This window comes from Colwellia sp. MB02u-14 (assembly GCF_014076915.1).
Lineage (GTDB): Bacteria > Pseudomonadota > Gammaproteobacteria > Enterobacterales > Alteromonadaceae > Colwellia_A.
The window spans coordinates 76,384-94,257 of record NZ_JACGUX010000062.1; the positions used below are offsets into that span (position 1 = coordinate 76,384).

Sequence of the window (17,874 nt, forward strand, 5' to 3'; positions counted from 1 at the left end):
TAACAGTCAGTTATGACACAAATAAAAACTAAGTAAAGCAATATAAATTGAGCAATTAGTCACGCTAACAGCTCAAGGCAAGATGCCATAATCGCTATAACTAACCCACGGAACAATTACCCTACGGATTGCTGTTCAGTGAATACCTAAAGCTTTTATAACACAATTATTATCTAAAGGATTTTTATGCACTTACCTCAAAATATTATTCGTCAAAAACGTAACAAACAAGCCTTAACCGTAGATGAAATTCAATGCTTTGTTGATGGCCTTAAAACGGGTGATTTTACCGATGCACAAGTAGGTTCTATGGCAATGGCAATTTGGCTTAACGGCATGACAACCGATGAAGTTGTAAACCTAACCATGGCTATGCGTGACTCAGGCACTGTTGTAAATTGGCATAGTATGTTAGATAAACCCATTGTTGATAAGCATTCAACTGGTGGTGTTGGTGATAAAGTGAGCTTAATGTTAGCACCAATAGTGGCGGCTTGTGGTGCAAATGTCCCGATGATTGCTGGTCAAGGTTTAGGTCATACTGGTGGCACAGTTGATAAATTAGAGTCTATTCCAGGCTTTAATGTACGTCCTAGTCTGTCAGAGTTCCAAGCGACAGTGCAAGTTCAAGGTACCGCTATTATCTCACAGACAAAAGACTTAGCCCCTGCTGACAAACGTCTTTACTCAATTAGAGATGTTACCAGTACGGTTGAATCTATTCCTTTAATAACCGCCTCTATTTTGTCAAAAAAATTAGCAGCGGGCCTTGAATCATTAGTGATGGATGTCAAGGTTGGCAATGGCGCTATGATGGCTGATATAGAATCAGCTCGAGCCTTAGCTCACTCAATAGTCTCTGTTGCCAATGGTGCTGGAACACCCACTCAAGCATTAATTACTGATATGAATCAACCTTTAGGTACAACGGTAGGTAACGCACTTGAAATACAAGAGACTATTGATTATTTAACCGGAAAGTACCGTGAGCCAAGGTTACATGAAGTAACAATCGCCCTTGCTGCTCGCATGTTATTAACCAGTAAGATAGCGACCAGTATTGAACAAGCAACCATTTTAGCCGAAGAGGCACTAACGTCAGGCAAAGCGGCTGAAATATTTGGAAAAATGATCACGGCAATGGGCGGCCCAGCGGATTTATTAACTAACAGTGAAAATAGACTGCCTAAAGCTAAGATCATTAAAAACATCAAGGCACCAACAGCCGGTTATATTGGCACAATGGACACTCGCGCTATTGGTATGGCGCTAGTAGAAATGGGTGGTGGTCGTGTCGATCATAATCAAAGCTTAGATTATAGTGTTGGCTTTAGTGATATAAAACCCAAAGGCACGAAAGTGGCGGAAGGTGACGTCATTGCTATTGTACACGCGAAAGATGAGGCTCAAGCAAGCCAAGCAATTAAACAATACTTAAGTGCAATTGAAATTTCAACGATGCAAGTTGTTGTTGAACCGGTTATCCATGAACTCATTACATAATACCTATTTGAGATAATAAGGCGCAATGATGCTTTATCTTTAATAATAAAAAACCGAGCGATAATAAGCTCGGTTTTTTATGGCTGTTATTATATTATCCCTTAAAATAACGCGCGAAGACTGCTGCATTCCCAGAGATAAAACAGCTTATTGAAGCTCACTCAATCAATAACATTATCGCTCACTTAAGGTTGATTAGCATAACGATATTGAGCAAGCAATAATTCGGTAGAGCTATCTGAAAGCTCAGTATTATTGGGTTGTCCTATACGGGATAATATATCATCCCCTAATATTTTCCCAAGCTCTACACCCCATTGGTCAAAAGAATTCAAATTCCAAATAACCCCCTGTACAAAGACTTTATGCTCATATAAGGCAATTAACGTTCCCAGTTGATAAGGCGTGAGTCTGTTAAAGGTCAAGGTATTTGAAGGTCGATTTCCCGGCATTTCTTTATGTTTAGCAATCACTTTAGCTAACGCTTCTTCCATGCCTGAACCAACAAGTTCATCATAGGCTTGTTGATGGGTTTTTCCTTGCATTAGTGTTTTACTTTGCGCAAAACAATTGGCCACAAGCATATCTTGATGGCCATTCATCTTATGTTCTGCGACAAGAGGTTGAATAAAATCAACGGGGACAACCGAAGTCCCTTGGTGTAACAACTGATGAAATGCATGCTGGCCATTTGTACCTTCTGCACCCCAAATTACAGGGCCTGTGGTACTACTGACAATTTCATTGTTAAGCTGACAGCTTTTGCCATTAGATTCCATATCCATCTGTTGTACATACGCGGGGAAACCGCGTAAATAATGACTATATGGTAATAAAGCATGGGTTTGGCAGCCAAAGAAGTTATGGTTCCAAACCCCTAACATCCCCATTAATACGGGTAAGTTTTGCTCAAGCGGTGCCTCTTTAAAATGCTGGTCAAGATCCGCCGCACCTTTAAGTAATTCAGTAAAACCCTGATTACCAATAGCCATTGCAATGGGCATACCAATCGCTGACCATAATGAATATCTACCTCCAACCCAATCCCACATAGGAAAAACATTCTCTCCACTAATGCCAAATGCGACGGCTTTAGTAACATTGGATGAAATAGCAATAAAGTGACGACTCAATTGCTCAAAAGCCACGTTGTTATCATAAAACCATTGGCGAGTAGATTCAGCATTCGTTAAGGTTTCTTGGGTATTAAACGACTTTGAAGCAATCAGCACCAAAGTCGTTTCAGGGTTTAAATCACTTAAGACATCATGGAGATGATTACCATCAATATTAGCAACAAAATGCTGTTTAGGCCCTCCTTGAACATAAGGTTTTAATGAAGTCGTTACTATTTTTGGTCCCAAAAAAGAACCACCAATGCCTAGATTTAAAACATCAGTAATACATTTGCCACTATACCCCAACCATTGCTTGTCGCGCACTTGGTTCACGACTGCTTCTACCTTAATTCGTACCGCTTTGATTTGAGGCACTATATCAACTCCGTCAACGAGAATTGGCTTATCATCTTGTTGTCGTAAAGCGGTATGTAATACTGACCTGTTCTCAGTATTATTAATCGGCGCACCTGCAAACATCGCATCACGTTTTGCGGCTAATTGTGCTGAATCTGCTAATGCCATTAATAAAGCACGCGTTTTTAAGGTAATACGGTTTTTTGAGTAATCGAGATTTAAGCCACAAGCGCTCACTGATAAATTTTCTGCTCGTTTGAAATCACTAGCAAACAAGTCACGCAAATGGCTACTTTCTACCTCAACTAAGTGTTGTTGCAGTGCTCGCCACTTATCGTTAAAAGTATCCATTAACATGAGCGGTGTCCTAACGTTATCTTAAACGTATCTATTAGCATGAACGGTTTCCTGACGTTATCTTAAAATAATTGACTTAGTTGACTTTCGAGCTTGCATTGGTCAATGGCAAAGTTACGAATACCTTCTGCTAATTTTTCTGTTGCCATAGCATCTTGATTCATCTCCCAGCGAAATTGCGCTTCGGTTAATGATGCTGGCTTTTCTTGAATATTTGTTGCTGGCATTAATTGTTGTGTGATCTGCTGATAATTTTCTGATAATTCGCTCATTAATGGTGGACTGATTGTTAGTCTGTCACAGCCCGCTAATGCAATAACCTCATCAATATTACGAAAACTTGCGCCCATCACTACAGTGTTATAATTATGCTGTTTGTAATAATTATAAATTTCTGTCACTGAAATCACCCCAGGATCTTCAGCGGCTAAATAGCTATCACGACCGGTATCTTTTTTGTGCCAATCAAGAATTCGACCCACAAAGGGTGAAATTAAATACACTTGTGCTTCGGCACAAGCTTTTGCTTGAGCAAAGCTAAATAACAACGTTAAATTACATTGAATGCCCTCTTGCTCGAGTTGTTTAGCGGCTTGAATACCTTCCCAAGTAGATGCCATTTTGATTAATATACGCTCTTTCCCAATACCGGCTTCTTGATACATAGCGATAAGTTGACGGGCCTTAACCATACTGGCCTCTTTATCAAAAGATAAACGTGCGTCAACTTCTGTAGAAATACGCCCAGGTACTATCGCTAAAATTTCTAAGCCAATTAATACTGATAATTTATCAACCGCAAGATTGACTTCAATGGCTTTGTCTTTAGTCTGACTTTTTGCCCAATTAACAGCTTCTGTCAGTAAGTTTTGATAAGCAGGTATAGCAGCAGCTTTTAATAATAATGAAGGATTAGTCGTCGCATCCATTGGTGAAAATTTTGCTATGGCTTCAATATCGCCGGTATCAGCAACGACTGTTGTCATGGTTTTTAATTGTTCGAGTTGAGATAGTTGTGCTTGCATAATAATTCCTGTAAAAAAGTTTCTGTTTATTTATTTGTTTAAATTAATGAGGTAAATTAGATAAAAATGCCTGCAATAGTTGCGCTCATCAGGTTAGCCATAGCGCCAGCGAGAACCGCTTTCATGCCAAGCTTAGCAATATCAGGTCGACGTGTCGGTGCCATATTCCCCATACCGCCTAATAAAATAGCCACCGATGAAAGGTTGGCAAAACCGCACAGCGCAAAAGTAATAATGGCTTGGGTTCTTGTCGTTAATTGATCAGCAACCGTAATAAAATCTAGATAAGCAACAAATTCATTGATGATAATTTTTTGTCCTAAAAAGCTCCCTGCCATGTTTGCTTCATGCCAAGGAATACCAATAAGGTAAGCGACAGGTTGAAAAACATAACCTAAAATCAGTTGCAAACTAAGGTTTTGTAGGCCGAACCATTCTCCAAATCCGCCTAATAAACCATTTACCATGGCTAATAAAGCAACAAAAGCTAACAGCATTGCACCAACATTTAACGCGAGCATCATGCCGTTAGATGCCCCGGTTGCTGCTGCGTCAATCACATTAACCGCTTCTTTAGCATCGGTTTTCATATCGTCTAAATTATCATTGGGTTGTTCTGTTTCAGGCACTAACATCTTTGCCATAAGCAAACCGCCTGGTGCGGCCATAAAGCTTGCAGCAATTAAATATTTTAAGTCAATACCAATGCCTGCATAACCGGCAACAACAGATCCAGCTACTGAAGCGAGCCCGCCAACCATTACCGCAAAAAGCTCCGAGCGTGTCATTTTAGGAAGAAAGGGCTTAATCACTAACGGCGCTTCTGTTTGGCCAACAAAAATGTTTGCGGTTGCTGACATCGATTCTGCTTGGCTGGTTTTAAGAAGTTTTTGTAGGCCACCACCTATAAATTTAATCACTAACTCCATCACGCCAATGTAGTAAAGCACGGCAATCAAGGCTGAGAAAAAAACAATAACCGGTAAAACATGGAACGCAAACATAAAGCCTAAACTTTTTTGCCCAATTTGCTCACCAAAGATAAAACTAATACCGTCATTAGCATAGCCAATAACACTAGACACACCGCTGGCAACACCCAGTAAAATGTCTTTTCCTGCGGGCATATACAAGACAAATGCCCCCAAAGTTACTTGCAACACTAAGGCACCGATGATGGTACGCCAGTTAATATTTTTTCGATCTGACGAAGCTAAATAGGCAACAGCTAAGAGGATGAATACCCCTAAGATACTGCGTAATATATTTGTATCCATGTTATTCCTTTATTATTTCTGATGACACTAGCTACCGATATAAATTACAGCGACATTAAAAATTTATTATTATTATTTGAATAAACCTGACTGTATAGTCAAGTTTAAATCTAAACTAAGAAGCTATTAAGGTCAATAAGATATTTGCATTGAAAAGGCTATACAGTCTTTTAAAATAAGTCTTTATAGTTTTATTGCCGAGCTGAAACGAAAGAATATTAATGCGACTATATAAAAACCTGACCACCTGGTTAATTTATATTGCATTTAACATTTGATGTTATAGGAGGTGATTATCTTTGGCAGAACAGTTGTTCTCAATGAATTTGACACCGTTGTAGATAACCCAAAAGAGCGAAGAGATATATGCCGCCAATAGACACTAAAGACAGTAAATTGTTCAGAAACGGTTATATGAGTCCTGTAGCATAATGAAGTCGGTATTTTAAGCGCTGGTCATATTTTTTGGTTAGAGTTGCTCAGTGCTGACCAAGAATGATCAGCGCTTAAGCCTAGGTCACAAAATGATGTTCGATAAAATAAAGGTAAGGTTAAAGCAAAATACCTTCATATATTCAATACTTTTGCTTATCACTTTCGCCTTTATTTGAATCATCAATAATCGCTCCAGCTTTAATCCAATGTGCTAGTTGCGCTCTTTCTTTGTCAGTTATATTAGTTTTATTGAGTAAAGGCATATCTTGACTATCAATTACCCGTGCTTTTATCCGAGGTGCCCACTGCTTAAGTTGTGCTTGAGTATCAAGCATTACACCTGCAGGAGCTGAGCTAAACACATCATCAGTGGGGGTTGCTGAATGACATGTCGTGCAACGTTGCTGCACAATACTCATTGCAGTACTGGCATTAACCGCTGCTAATTTGTCAGCGCTACTATCAGCTGATTTTGGCGCTATGACAATAGCGAGGGCTATCGTAGCCAAGCCTGCAGCAATAAGTATCATCGGTTTTTGCTTACCAAAGTGGCGAAGAATAAAATATTGTCTCGCTGCACCCGTAATAATAATTATCGCCACTAATACCGCCCAGTTATAAGGTTGGTTATAAGTAATGGGATAATGATTAGAGATCATAATGAACAAGACTGGCAAGGTGGTATAGGTATTAAAAGTTGACCGTAATTTCGCTTTTTGTGCATATTTTGGATCAGGGGCTTCGCCGCTTTCAACAGCCGCAACTAAAGCACGTTGTGCAGGCATAATACCGCGAAATACATTACCCGCCATAATGGTACCTATTACAGCACCAACATGAATAAAGGCACCTCGAGCACTAAAAACTTGGGTTAATCCATACGCTAAACCTACGCCCATAAGCAATAATACCAGCGCAAAAAGCACTGAATGGTTAGCCAGTCTAGTCATACACATCAATTCATAAGCTAACCAGCTACCAAATATTACTGACAAGCCGATAATTATCGCCTGCATTTGACTAATATCGGCAACACGAGGGTCAATAAGATAGGATTCTGCGCCAACATAATACATTACAATTAGCAGTGCAAAACCGGTTAACCACGTACTGTAAGCTTCCCATTTAAACCAATGTAACGTCGTTGGCATTTTTTCTGGTGCAAGTTGATATTTAGCAACTTCATAAAAACCACCACCATGAATAGCCCAAAGGTCGCCTTTAATGCCTTTGTCTGCTTTCCACTGTGGTGGTGTTTCAAGGTGATTGTCTAACCACACAAAATAAAATGACGCGCCAATCCAAGCAACGCCCGTGACTAAATGTAGAAAGCGTAAAATTAAGTTAAGCCATTCAGCAATATATGGATCCATATTTTTTCCTACTTATTAATTCTTATAATTATTGTGTGCGCTAATCGTAATGAATATTGGCTAACTCGCCCTGTATATAAGTAGCCTTAACCGCACGGTCATCGCCTAATATAGTAAAAGAGAATAGTTTTTCTGCCAGTGTTTGGCACTGCTCTAATCTCAACTTAATTAATGGCGTTGCATGATAATCAAGTACGATAAAATCAGCTTCACAGCCCGGTAAAAAATTACCTATCGTACCTTCTAAATCTAATGCCCTCGCGCCGCCTAATGTTGCCAAGTAGAACGACTGCAGCGAATCAAGCTTTTTACCTCTAAGCTGTTGTGTTTTGTAGGCATCTTTTAATGTTTCTAATATTGAAAAGCTTGTTCCTGCGCCAATATCAGTCCCTAAACCCACTTTAATATTGTGTTGCTGTGCAACATCAAGTTTAAAGAGTCCGCTGCCTAAAAATAAGTTTGAACTTGGACAAAAGGATAAAGCAGAATTAGACTGGGCTAAGTCTTTATATTCAGCATCACATAAATGTATGCCGTGAGCAAAAATACTGCGTTCACCGAGTAACTCATGTTTTTTATAGACATCCAGATAGTTTTCACAATCTGGGTTGAGTGATTTAACCCATTCCATTTCTTTCAAGTTTTCAGACAAATGAGTTTGCATATAAACACCTGGATGTTCTTTTAACAATTGTCCTGCCAAACTTAACTGTTGATCACTGCTGGTTGGCGCAAACCTAGGCGTTACTGCATATTGCAAGCGGCCTCTACCATGCCAATTTTCGATAAGCTGTTTGGAGTCATCATAACTACTTTGCGCGGTATCAATTAAATCTATCGGTGCATTTCTGTCCATCATCACTTTGCCAGCAATCATTCGTAGATTTTTACGTAAAGCCACTTCAAAAAAAGCATCGACTGATTCAGGATGCACGGTACCAAAGACAAGTGCTGTTGTTGTACCACTGCTAAGTAATTCATTTAAGAAAAACTCGCTGATTTTGCTCGCGTACGCTTTATCAGCAAACTTTTTTTCGGTAGGAAAGGTATAATCTTCTAACCACTGTAGTAATTGCTCACCATAACTTCCTATCATTTCAGTTTGAGGGTAATGGATATGGGTATCAATAAACCCAGGAACGATTAGGCCATTTTTAATGTGTGTAACGACGATAGCACTGTCTAAATTAACTAAAATAGCTTTTGCAGTACCGAGTTGTTTAACTTTGCCATTTTCTATAAGCAAAAGGCCATCTTCAAAATACTGATAGCCGTACGGTTCGTTTTGCTCAGTATTTTGGCAAGACGTTAAGGCAGGGTCTTCTGTGAAGTGTAAAATTTCACCACGAAAAGCTTTTACTGACATCGACTTAATAGTTCCTGTTGTCTAAATTAAAATGAATGGTAATTGTATTTTCTAACGTAACTTCATCGCAGTTTTTACCGACACCTTGTCGGTCAACAACTAAGAAGTCAGACGTTTTACCTAAGGCTAAACTATAGTGATGCCACGTACCTTTATGGTAATTAACACCTTGGTTTCCTTGGGCAATAAAGATCTGAAGCTTGGTCACGTCAAATTCGCCCTTTGGTGCAACCACAACAAGGTAAGCGTTAGCAGACAAAGGATAGAATGCTTGACTAGATAAGGGATGACGCTCCATACAATCAATCGTTAACTGCCCTTTTTTATCATTAATGTCACAACATGCTTTTGGCGATGAACGAAAAACACTGATAATGCCTTGTCCTGCTTCATCGGTAACATCAAGGGAAGTTAATGCATGAAACCTTTCGGTTAGACCATAATTAATCGATATTTTTTCAGCATCATCACTGACTTCAATAACATCGCCAAAAGGTTCAAATGCCTCTCGAGTAAGTGGCTTAGCATGTAACTCCATACTAGCTACCACGATAGGTTGAGTAACCAAAAGCCGTCAGTAATAAGGGAATATGGTAATGGTCACCATCGCCACTAATATTAAAAACAATATCAACGTAAGGGTAAAAGGCTTGCTCGTTCAGCGCGCTAAAGTAATCACTAATAGCAAAATGAACGCGGTAACTCCCAGCAGGCAATACCCGATTTTTTTCAAGTAAAGCAGGTACTCGCCCATCAGCATTTGTTTTACCTTGTGCTGATAGCAACCATTCTCCTTCATTATTACGTTCAAACAGTGAAATGGTAATACCTGCGGCGGGTTTACCGCGACTTGTGTCTAGTACATGCGAAGTTATTTGACTCATCGTTTTATATCTCTTTTACGTTTGAAGCAGTGTTTATAGTCGCAGGCAATGCGATCATTTTTTCAATTCTGATCTGCAATATCTTTCTTTGCTCTTCTGCAGCGTTAATAATTTCATCGGATCTTTCATTAACAATACGTTGACTCAATATTTCTAACATCTGCGACGCTGTTTTACCGGTGGCGCAAACAATAAAAATGAAAGCAAATTTTTCTTGATAGTCATCATTTAATTGCTTTAACTGAGTTAACGTTTTTTCTGTTGCTGTGTTCACACCCGATTGCTCACCCGCTGCTATTTTTTCTGTTGAGCGATATTTTTCTCTTAAACTTGATACATCACCAATTTTGGGATGCCCTTCAAAAGCTTGCAAATAATCAGCTTCTGTTAAGCCTTGCCAATTGATATCTGCTTGCGCAGACAGAGTATCGAAACTGCTAAATGGCATGGCTGCAACCATTCGTTCAACCCAGACATTAGCCGTACAGCACTGCATAAATTCAAGTTGTGCCGCTTTAGGTTGTAATTTATTTAACGCAGAAATTTCCATATGCTTTAGTTACCCTACGTAGCCCATAATGCGCATTCGACTAACACCACCATCTGGGTAAATGTTCAATCTAACATGAGTAAAAGATTGCTCTTTATCTTCGATAACAAACCACTGCTCTCTATCAGCATAAAGCTTTGTTTGGTCGATAATCGTTTGCCATTTCATATCTTCTAAAACCGTTGAATTGTCTTCAGCATTAGCGGCTTCTAACTTGAAGGTGTCAGGGAAGTTACCTTTGAAGTGGCAGGTATCAATAAGTACTTTTTTGATTTGAGCGACTTTAGCCAATTCAATAATGATCCAGTCAGGTCCTGGGTCTCGGCGACGTTTAGTTTCCCAACCATCCCCCATATCTTTACCACGACCCGGCATGATTAAATTGTTTTTATCACTAAAAAACATATCGCTACATAACAGGGCTTTACCACCATTGGTAATAGCAGCAACATCAATTAACTCGCCTGTTAAAAATTGCGGCCAATCAGCGACAACTTCACCATAAACGCGGAATCTTGCAACACCACCGTCTGGGAATATATTTAAACGTACATGTGTCCAAACTTGTTCGCTTTGCAGGGCAAATAAATTTTGGCTATGCGCATGAGTTTCATGCTTCGTTAATATTTCTGTCCATTGCGTGCTGTCATCAGGGTTATCTATTGAAATACAGCCTTCAATGCTAATTTGTGCGGGTGCGTTACCACGGAAAAAATTAGTATCCACGTCTACGCCTTTAATAATTCCTGGCGTACCTAAACGGATAACGCACCAATCGAATGCTCGACCATTGTCACGACCATAGCTTCTGCGTGATTCCCAACCGTCCATCCATTTACCACGGTCAGTATATTTATCATCAATAAAAATGCCACGACCAGGCTTAAGTAAGTTTTCCATTTCTGCAAAGAAATCATCACTACACGCGATAGTCTCTCCACCAATACGTTTTGACGCTAAATCAACATAGTTACTGGTTATAGTGTCCAATAAAGTATCAATACTTTTTGTATCTGAAGTGTTTACGGTTAAATCATTCATTTAAATTCTCTTTCATTAATGCTTTTATTATTAAATTTAGCTTTTATTTAACGCGCGTATTAGTAGTTATGTTTCAACAAAGTATTGCCTTGAGGTTGACCGATAATGTCTTGCTCGCTATAAACCAGTTGGCCACGGAGATAAGTTTTGCTGACTTCGCCCGTTACTTTTTTACCAACATAAGGGGTGATTTTATGTTTATGTTTGATCATATCACGACTAATAATGACTTCTTTTTCATCATCGAATACTAAAATGTCTGCATAAGCGCCTACAGCGATTTTTCCTTTTTTGTCATCTAAACCAACGAATTGAGCCGTTGCTGTCGACATTAAATGACTAATGTCAGATAACGTAAAACCGCGCTGCTTTGCTTCTGTCCAAATTAAAGGTAAACCAAATTGTAGTGCTGATATGCCTCCCCACGCATTTTCTAGGTCACCAGAATCAATTTTTTTCAGCTCAGGTGTACAAGGAGAATGGTCAGAGACAATAAAATCAATATCACCGGCCTTTAAGGCTTGCCAAAGTTTTTGTCTATTTTCATCTTCGCGTATCGGCGGACAACACTTGAAAAGGGTTTTTCCATCAGGAATTTCTTCAGAAAACAGCGTCAAATAATGAGGGCACGTTTCCGCGGTAAACTTCAGGCCTGCGTTTTTGGCATAAATAATTTTTTCTAATGCATCACTTGATGATAAATGCACAATATGGATGTGAGCATCAACCCCTTCCGCTTTAGCTTCTTCGCCCAACGATACCATTAGATCAATAGCGTCGTTCTCCCATGACCTTGGTCTAGAGTCGAGAAAACTTTGGTATTTATCGCCAATTTCCTGTGGTTCGTTATGCGCTTTATCTAATTCAGCATGGATCAAATATGGCACCTGATGTTTTGCCATAATCGGTAGTGCTTTTTTAACGTCTTCACCACTCACATTTGGGAATTCATCTACACCAGAATGTATTAAGAAACTTTTTGCGCCTAAAACGCCAGCACTCAACAATTCATCTAATTGTGCGCCATTGTTCTCAAGACTTTGGGGGATAACGCCGCCCCAAAACCCACAATCTACCCAAAGTTTTCCTTTAAGCGCTTGCAGTTTAATATCTAAGGCTTCTTTTGTAACGGTTGCTGGAATACAATTAAGTGGCATATCAACTAATGTTGTAATACCGCCAGCTGCGGCTGCTTGTGTAGCTGTGTTAAAGCCTTCCCAGTCGGTACGTCCAGGTTCATTTATGTGTACATGAGTATCGACTAAACCCGGCATAATCACTAAATTACCATGATCTATTAACTCGCATTCAACTTCACATTCGTAAGGTAGTAAGGTATCAATTAAGCCGTTAATAATAATGATGGTCGCAGCTTTTACACCGTTTGGTGTGATCACACGTTTTGAGCGCAATGCAAAATTATTCATTTATCTTCTCCGTAACCGATTTACTGAGTATAGGTTCATTATTGTTTTGGCTAGTACTTTTAACATTGGTGCTTTTAAGGCCTGCACGCTGAAGCGAAGACTCGCTATTGAGTAGCGGTGTTAACGCTTTAAAACTAATGCCTTGAGCCTTACTTGAGTGATGAATAGCATTGTCATCTTTTTGATATAAACCGATAACTTCTGCCGCAATAGATACGGCAACTTCCATAGGTCGTTTTCCCGGTACTTCACTTAAGCCAATAGGACACTTGAGTTGCTCTATTGCTTCTTCGCTGAATTCTCTGTGTTTTAAACGGTGCTGAAAGCGCTTCCATTTTGTCTCAGAACCAATAAGACCCGTGTATGCAAAGTCACCTCGCTTTAATAGCGCCTGACAAAGTTCGAAATCTAATTGGTGATTATGCGTCATGATGATAAAAAAGCTGCCTGCTGGCATAATTGCAATTTCGTCAACAGGGCTATCACTGACAACACATTCAACATTATGAAGTGGATTAACAAGCATTTGCGGAGGAAATTGTGCTTCACGGTTATCTACCCATTTTACCTGACAAGGGAGGTCTGCAAGAATCGTCGTTAGTGCTTTACCCACATGTCCTGCACCAAAGAGCATTATTTGAGTTTTACACGCCGCAAAGCTTTCAAACAAAACCGTACAATCACCACCACAACATTGTCCTAATGTCGCACCTAATGAAAAATGTTCAATATGCTGATTTTTATCCTCAATTGCTAATAATTGATGCGCTTTAGCGATTGACTTAAATTCTAAGTGGCCACCTCCGATCGTGTCATAGGTAGCATTAGCAGTGACAACCATTTTTGTACCCGAATTTCTTGGCGCAGAGCCATGAACACCAATAATAGTAAGCAGTACAAAGGCTTCACCTTTCCCCTTTAATAAGCTAATAGCTTCAGACCAACGTTGACGATTATCCATTTTCAACAATCCGCTGTTGCGCTGTGATCAATTGTACAGCTTTCAAAACTCGCTCTGGTGTAGCAGGTGTATCAAGAGATGGAATAACGCCTTTAACTCTGTCTTTGACATCAACGGAATTAGCAATGGCTGCTCGCAATGCTGACCATACCGAAATAGCCAACATAAACGGAGGTTCGCCAACCGCTTTAGAGTGGTAAATTGTTGCTTCACGATTAGGCGAATCTTTCAACAACTCAACATTAAATACTTTAGGAGCATCACTAATCGCAGGAATCTTATATGTTGCAGGTCCCGTTGTTAACAAACGTCCTTTATCATTCCAATGCAATTCTTCTGAGGTTAACCAGCCGACACCTTGAATGTAACCGCCTTCAATTTGGCCAATATCGATGACGGGATTTAAAGAATCTCCAACATCATGTAAAATATCGGTTTGCAATAATTTGTATTCACCCGTTAGCGTATCGATTATGACTTCAGATACTGAGGCACCCATCGCAAAATAGAAGAAAGGCCTACCTGTTGCATTCTCTCTATCGTAATGAATTTTAGGTGTACGGTAAAAACCGGTTGATGATAAGGAAACACGAGCAAAATACGCTTTTTGAACCAGTTCAACAAAACTGACTTTGTCTTTACCTGCTTCAACAGCATCTTCACTAAAAGTAATATCGTTGTTGTTTACTTTAAAATGCTCAACCGCAAAATCAATTAATCTTTGCTTAATCGTTTGAGCGGCGTTTTGAGCGGCTTTACCATTAAGATCTGTCCCTGAAGAGGCAGCAGTTGGTGAAGCATTCGGTACTTTGTCGGTTCGGGTTGCTGAGACCTTTACGTTATCAACATCAATACCAAAAACCTGAGCAACTATCTGGGCGATTTTAGTATGTAACCCTTGGCCCATTTCTGTGCCGCCGTGCGTTACGTCAACACTACCATCGGTATAGATATTGATTAAAGCGCCCGCTTGGTTGAGATGCTGCGCAGTAAACGAAATACCAAATTTAACGGGCGTAAGTGAAAGGCCTTTTTTAAGAAATTTACTACTAGCATTAAAATCCACTATTTCTTGAAGACGTTCAGTATATCGAGCGTTTGCTTCAAGTTTTGATATCATCGCGCTTAAATTATTGTGTTCAACTTGCTGATGATACGGCGTAATATTGCGATCATCGGTGCCATAAAGATTCGCTTTACGAACGGTTAAAGGATCTAATCCTAGAGAATAGGCAATGTCGTCCATTACGCATTCAATGATCATCATGCCTTGTGGTCCACCAAAACCTCGAAAAGCCGTATTAGACGCGGTATTTGTTTTACAACGATTGCCGGTAATACTCACTTGGTCCAAGTAATACCCGTTATCGGCATGAAACATCGCTCTGTCAACAATAGCGTCTGATAAATCAGGCGAGTAACCACAATTACCGTTAACGGTTAAATCAATTCCTTCAATAATACCTTGATCGTTAAAGCCCACTTGATAGTGATTTTCAAAGGGGTGTCGCTTACCTGTCATCATCATATCGTCTGAACGGTTTAGGCGAACTTTTACTGCTTTTTGCGTTTTATTCGCTAGCACAGCCGCTAAACAAGCCCAACCAGCCGCTTGAGTTTCTTTGCCACCAAAGCCGCCACCCATACGTTTCATATCGACAACGACACGATTAAAGGGAATACCTAAAACTTCAGCAACAAGCTTTTGTACTTCAGCGGGATGTTGGCTTGATGAATAAACGGTCATACCGCCATCTTCGGTTGGAATAACACTCGCAACTTGACCTTCAAGATAAAAATGTTCTTGTCCACCAATAGCAATTTTACCACTAAGTTTATGCTTAGCTTGCTTAATTGCGATGGCGCTATTTCCTCTTTTCATACTATGTGGCGGTCTAACAAAACTTTTGGCCGCTAACGCTTCATCAATACTAAGCACAGGCTTAGTTTCTTTATACTCAATTTTCGCAAGCGCTACTGCTTGTTTAGCGAGATCATGACTTGTTGCTGCCACTGCAAAAATAGCTTGACCATAAAATTCGACAACATCGTTTGTTAATATCGGATCACCCGGAAAAACAGGGCCAATGTCTGTATGGCCGACAATGTCATCAAGCGTAATAACCGCCATAACACCTTTTGCGGTACGTACTGCGGTCAAATCTATCGCCGTAATATTACCACTGGCAATGGTTGCCATACCTATGGCTGCGTGCAATTGTCCTAACGACTCTAACTTATCGTCAGTGTAAACAGCTTTGCCGGTCACGTGCATTTCAGCGCTTTCATGCTTAGTAGAGCGCCCTACTGCACCTGTATTGCTTTTCTTATTTTTTTGCTTATCTGCATCAGTCAATTTACGCATGAGTAACTCCATTAACTTGCAAGGTGTCAGTTTCAAACGTTTCAATCCGCGTCGACGCATGTGTTTGCGCTAATTCATAAAAACATTTTCTGACTAAATTTTTTGCCACTTGTAAACGATATTCACTACTCGCTCTAACATCAGATAAAGGAGAGAAGTCTGTTGCTAACGCCTCCATGGCTAAAGCAATATTTTGGTCGTTTGGCATTTTGCCCATTAATGCTTGTTCACAAGTAAAAGCACGTTTAGGAATTCCCGCCATACCGCCAAAAGCAATTTTAATGTCTGACACTTTTTGGTGAGAAAATTCGATATAAAAACAAGCGAGCACGGTTGAAATATCATCATCTAAACGTTTGGAAATTTTAAATACTTTTAAGTGTTTTTTATTCACCGCTTTAGGGATTTCAATACGTTGAATAAACTCTCCGCTTTCAAGCTTAGTGACTTTATAATCAACAAAATAATCTTCAACAGATACTACGCGAGTACGTTGTCCTTTTCTCAGCACGAGTTTTGCCCCTAAGGCGATCAAAACCGGTGGCGTATCACCGATAGGAGAAGCATTACCGACATTCCCCCCTAACGTGCCAGAGTTTCTGACTTGCGTAGAACCAAGTCGATAAAGCATTTGACCAAATTCAGGATAGTGCTTGGTTAATAAAGCATGACTGTCTTGATAACTGACCATTGCACCAATAGACAGCATATCTTCAGTTTCTTTGATTTGAGCCAATTCGCTAACATTACCCATCGCAATCATAGTTTGAATTTGCGCCATGTTTTGAGTAACACTTAACGCTAAATCAGTGCCACCCGCTAATAATTTTGCTTGCGGAAATTTTTCAACGAGTTGGGTTAATTTATCAAGGGTATTGGGCAGGTAAAGACTTTTATTGTTATTGTGAAGTACGACTGTTTTTTGCTGCTTTGCAATATCTTTCAGTGTCTTGATAGTGACTAATTTATCTTGGTCGAATTGATCAACCTCATCATTATTACAAGCTTGCTTTGCTGCATCAGTAATTGAACGGTATCCTGTACAGCGACATAAATTACCCGCTAATCCATGCTCTATGTCATTGTCTAAGCTTAGGTTGAGATCAGACGATGAAGATTCAGTAGTAGCATCGGTAAAGGAAGTTTGCGCTAAGTTTTTCTTTAATGAGAAAAGTGACATAACAAAACCGGGGGTGCAAAAGCCGCACTGAGAACCATGACAATCAACCATCGCTTGCTGAACAACATGTAATTTATTACCTTGTTGTAAATCTTCAACGGTTAGTAATTGTTTGCCATGAAGCGCCGATAAAAAAGTAATACACGTATTAATAGATTGGTAACTAAGGTTTTCGGTCGTTGACTGATTATTCTCTTTCGTCGCAACTTCGACAAGCACAGCGGTACAAGCACCACAATCGCCTGAGGCACACCCCTCTTTAGTTCCTTTTCGACTTAACTCTTGTCTTAAATAATTGAGCACTGTCATATTAGGGTCACAATTTTCTATGACGGTAAGCTCGTTATTTAGCAAAAATTGAATGTTATTTTCTGACATAGTGCTTTAACCTTTACAAGTATGCATTACAAAATTTAATCAAACTTTCTATTGTAACTTTAGTTCTTTAACCAAATTTTAACTGACGGTTTACTGCTAATATTTTCGCGCATTTTAAGCGCGCCTCACAGTAAGTAAAAATGTGCCTTTAAACTCACTCAGCACTGCAACCATAAAGCCTGTAAGCTTAGGTTTATGCGGATATAATTTATTATTTTTAAGAACTTCAACGACAAAGACTCTGGCACATAGAATTAATTTGTAGAAGAATATCGCC

At 39.6% G+C, this 17,874-nt stretch carries 14 protein-coding genes; 1 reads left to right on the forward strand and 13 read right to left on the reverse strand.

Translation table 11 applies throughout. The annotated features are described in order from the left end of the window. Positions 1-186: 186 nt before the first annotated feature. Positions 187-1,503 carry a thymidine phosphorylase gene (gene deoA, locus H4J52_RS05175; RefSeq protein WP_182181028.1) on the forward strand — a complete coding sequence of 439 codons (1,317 nt, stop codon included), beginning with the start codon at positions 187-189 and terminating at the stop codon, positions 1,501-1,503. Positions 1,504-1,688: 185 nt separating this feature from the next. Here the strand turns inward: deoA and pgi are convergent, their stop codons facing one another. The 13 genes from pgi to xdhA form a co-directional block, all read right to left on the reverse strand. Then, positions 1,689-3,335 (reverse strand): glucose-6-phosphate isomerase, encoded by a 1,647-nt coding sequence (pgi, locus tag H4J52_RS05180; protein WP_182224320.1) that lies wholly within the window; start codon positions 3,333-3,335, stop codon positions 1,689-1,691. A 62-nt stretch (positions 3,336-3,397) separates the two neighbouring features. After that, positions 3,398-4,360 carry a transaldolase gene (gene tal / locus H4J52_RS05185; protein WP_182224321.1) on the reverse strand — a complete coding sequence of 321 codons (963 nt, stop codon included), beginning with the start codon at positions 4,358-4,360 and terminating at the stop codon, positions 3,398-3,400. Between the two features lie 56 nt (positions 4,361-4,416). Then, positions 4,417-5,637 carry a NupC/NupG family nucleoside CNT transporter gene (locus H4J52_RS05190; protein ID WP_182181031.1) on the reverse strand — a complete coding sequence of 407 codons (1,221 nt, stop codon included), beginning with the start codon at positions 5,635-5,637 and terminating at the stop codon, positions 4,417-4,419. A 575-nt stretch (positions 5,638-6,212) separates the two neighbouring features. After that, positions 6,213-7,445 carry a urate hydroxylase PuuD gene (locus H4J52_RS05195; RefSeq protein ID WP_182224322.1) on the reverse strand — a complete coding sequence of 411 codons (1,233 nt, stop codon included), beginning with the start codon at positions 7,443-7,445 and terminating at the stop codon, positions 6,213-6,215. A gap of 40 nt (positions 7,446-7,485) precedes the next feature. Further along, positions 7,486-8,811: a guanine deaminase gene (guaD, locus tag H4J52_RS05200; protein ID WP_182224323.1), complete on the reverse strand. Its 1,326-nt coding sequence runs from the start codon at positions 8,809-8,811 to the stop codon at positions 7,486-7,488. Positions 8,812-8,815: 4 nt separating this feature from the next. Continuing rightward, positions 8,816-9,349, reverse strand: coding sequence for an ureidoglycolate lyase (locus H4J52_RS05205; protein ID WP_182224324.1), 534 nt, complete (start codon positions 9,347-9,349; stop codon positions 8,816-8,818). 1 nt (position 9,350) lies between these two features. Continuing rightward, positions 9,351-9,695, reverse strand: coding sequence for a hydroxyisourate hydrolase (gene uraH, locus H4J52_RS05210; protein ID WP_182224325.1), 345 nt, complete (start codon positions 9,693-9,695; stop codon positions 9,351-9,353). Between the two features lie 4 nt (positions 9,696-9,699). Continuing rightward, on the reverse strand, positions 9,700-10,245 hold the full coding sequence (uraD, locus tag H4J52_RS05215) for a 2-oxo-4-hydroxy-4-carboxy-5-ureidoimidazoline decarboxylase (protein WP_182224326.1): 546 nt from the start codon (positions 10,243-10,245) through the stop codon (positions 9,700-9,702). Positions 10,246-10,254: 9 nt separating this feature from the next. Next, positions 10,255-11,286 (reverse strand): allantoicase, encoded by a 1,032-nt coding sequence (gene alc, locus H4J52_RS05220; RefSeq protein WP_182224327.1) that lies wholly within the window; start codon positions 11,284-11,286, stop codon positions 10,255-10,257. A gap of 59 nt (positions 11,287-11,345) precedes the next feature. Further along, positions 11,346-12,713: an allantoinase AllB gene (gene allB, locus H4J52_RS05225; protein ID WP_182224328.1), complete on the reverse strand. Its 1,368-nt coding sequence runs from the start codon at positions 12,711-12,713 to the stop codon at positions 11,346-11,348. After that, complete coding sequence (gene xdhC, locus H4J52_RS05230) at positions 12,706-13,674, reverse strand: xanthine dehydrogenase accessory protein XdhC (RefSeq protein WP_182224329.1); 969 nt, start codon at positions 13,672-13,674, stop codon at positions 12,706-12,708. The genes allB and xdhC overlap by 8 nt, the downstream gene beginning before the upstream one ends. Beyond that, positions 13,667-16,039, reverse strand: a complete 2,373-nt coding sequence (xdhB, locus tag H4J52_RS05235) for a xanthine dehydrogenase molybdopterin binding subunit (protein WP_182224330.1) — start codon at positions 16,037-16,039, stop codon at positions 13,667-13,669. The genes xdhC and xdhB overlap by 8 nt, the downstream gene beginning before the upstream one ends. Beyond that, complete coding sequence (xdhA, locus tag H4J52_RS05240; RefSeq protein ID WP_182224331.1) at positions 16,032-17,597, reverse strand: xanthine dehydrogenase small subunit; 1,566 nt, start codon at positions 17,595-17,597, stop codon at positions 16,032-16,034. Before xdhA ends, xdhB begins: the two co-directional genes overlap by 8 nt. Positions 17,598-17,874 lie beyond the last annotated feature (277 nt).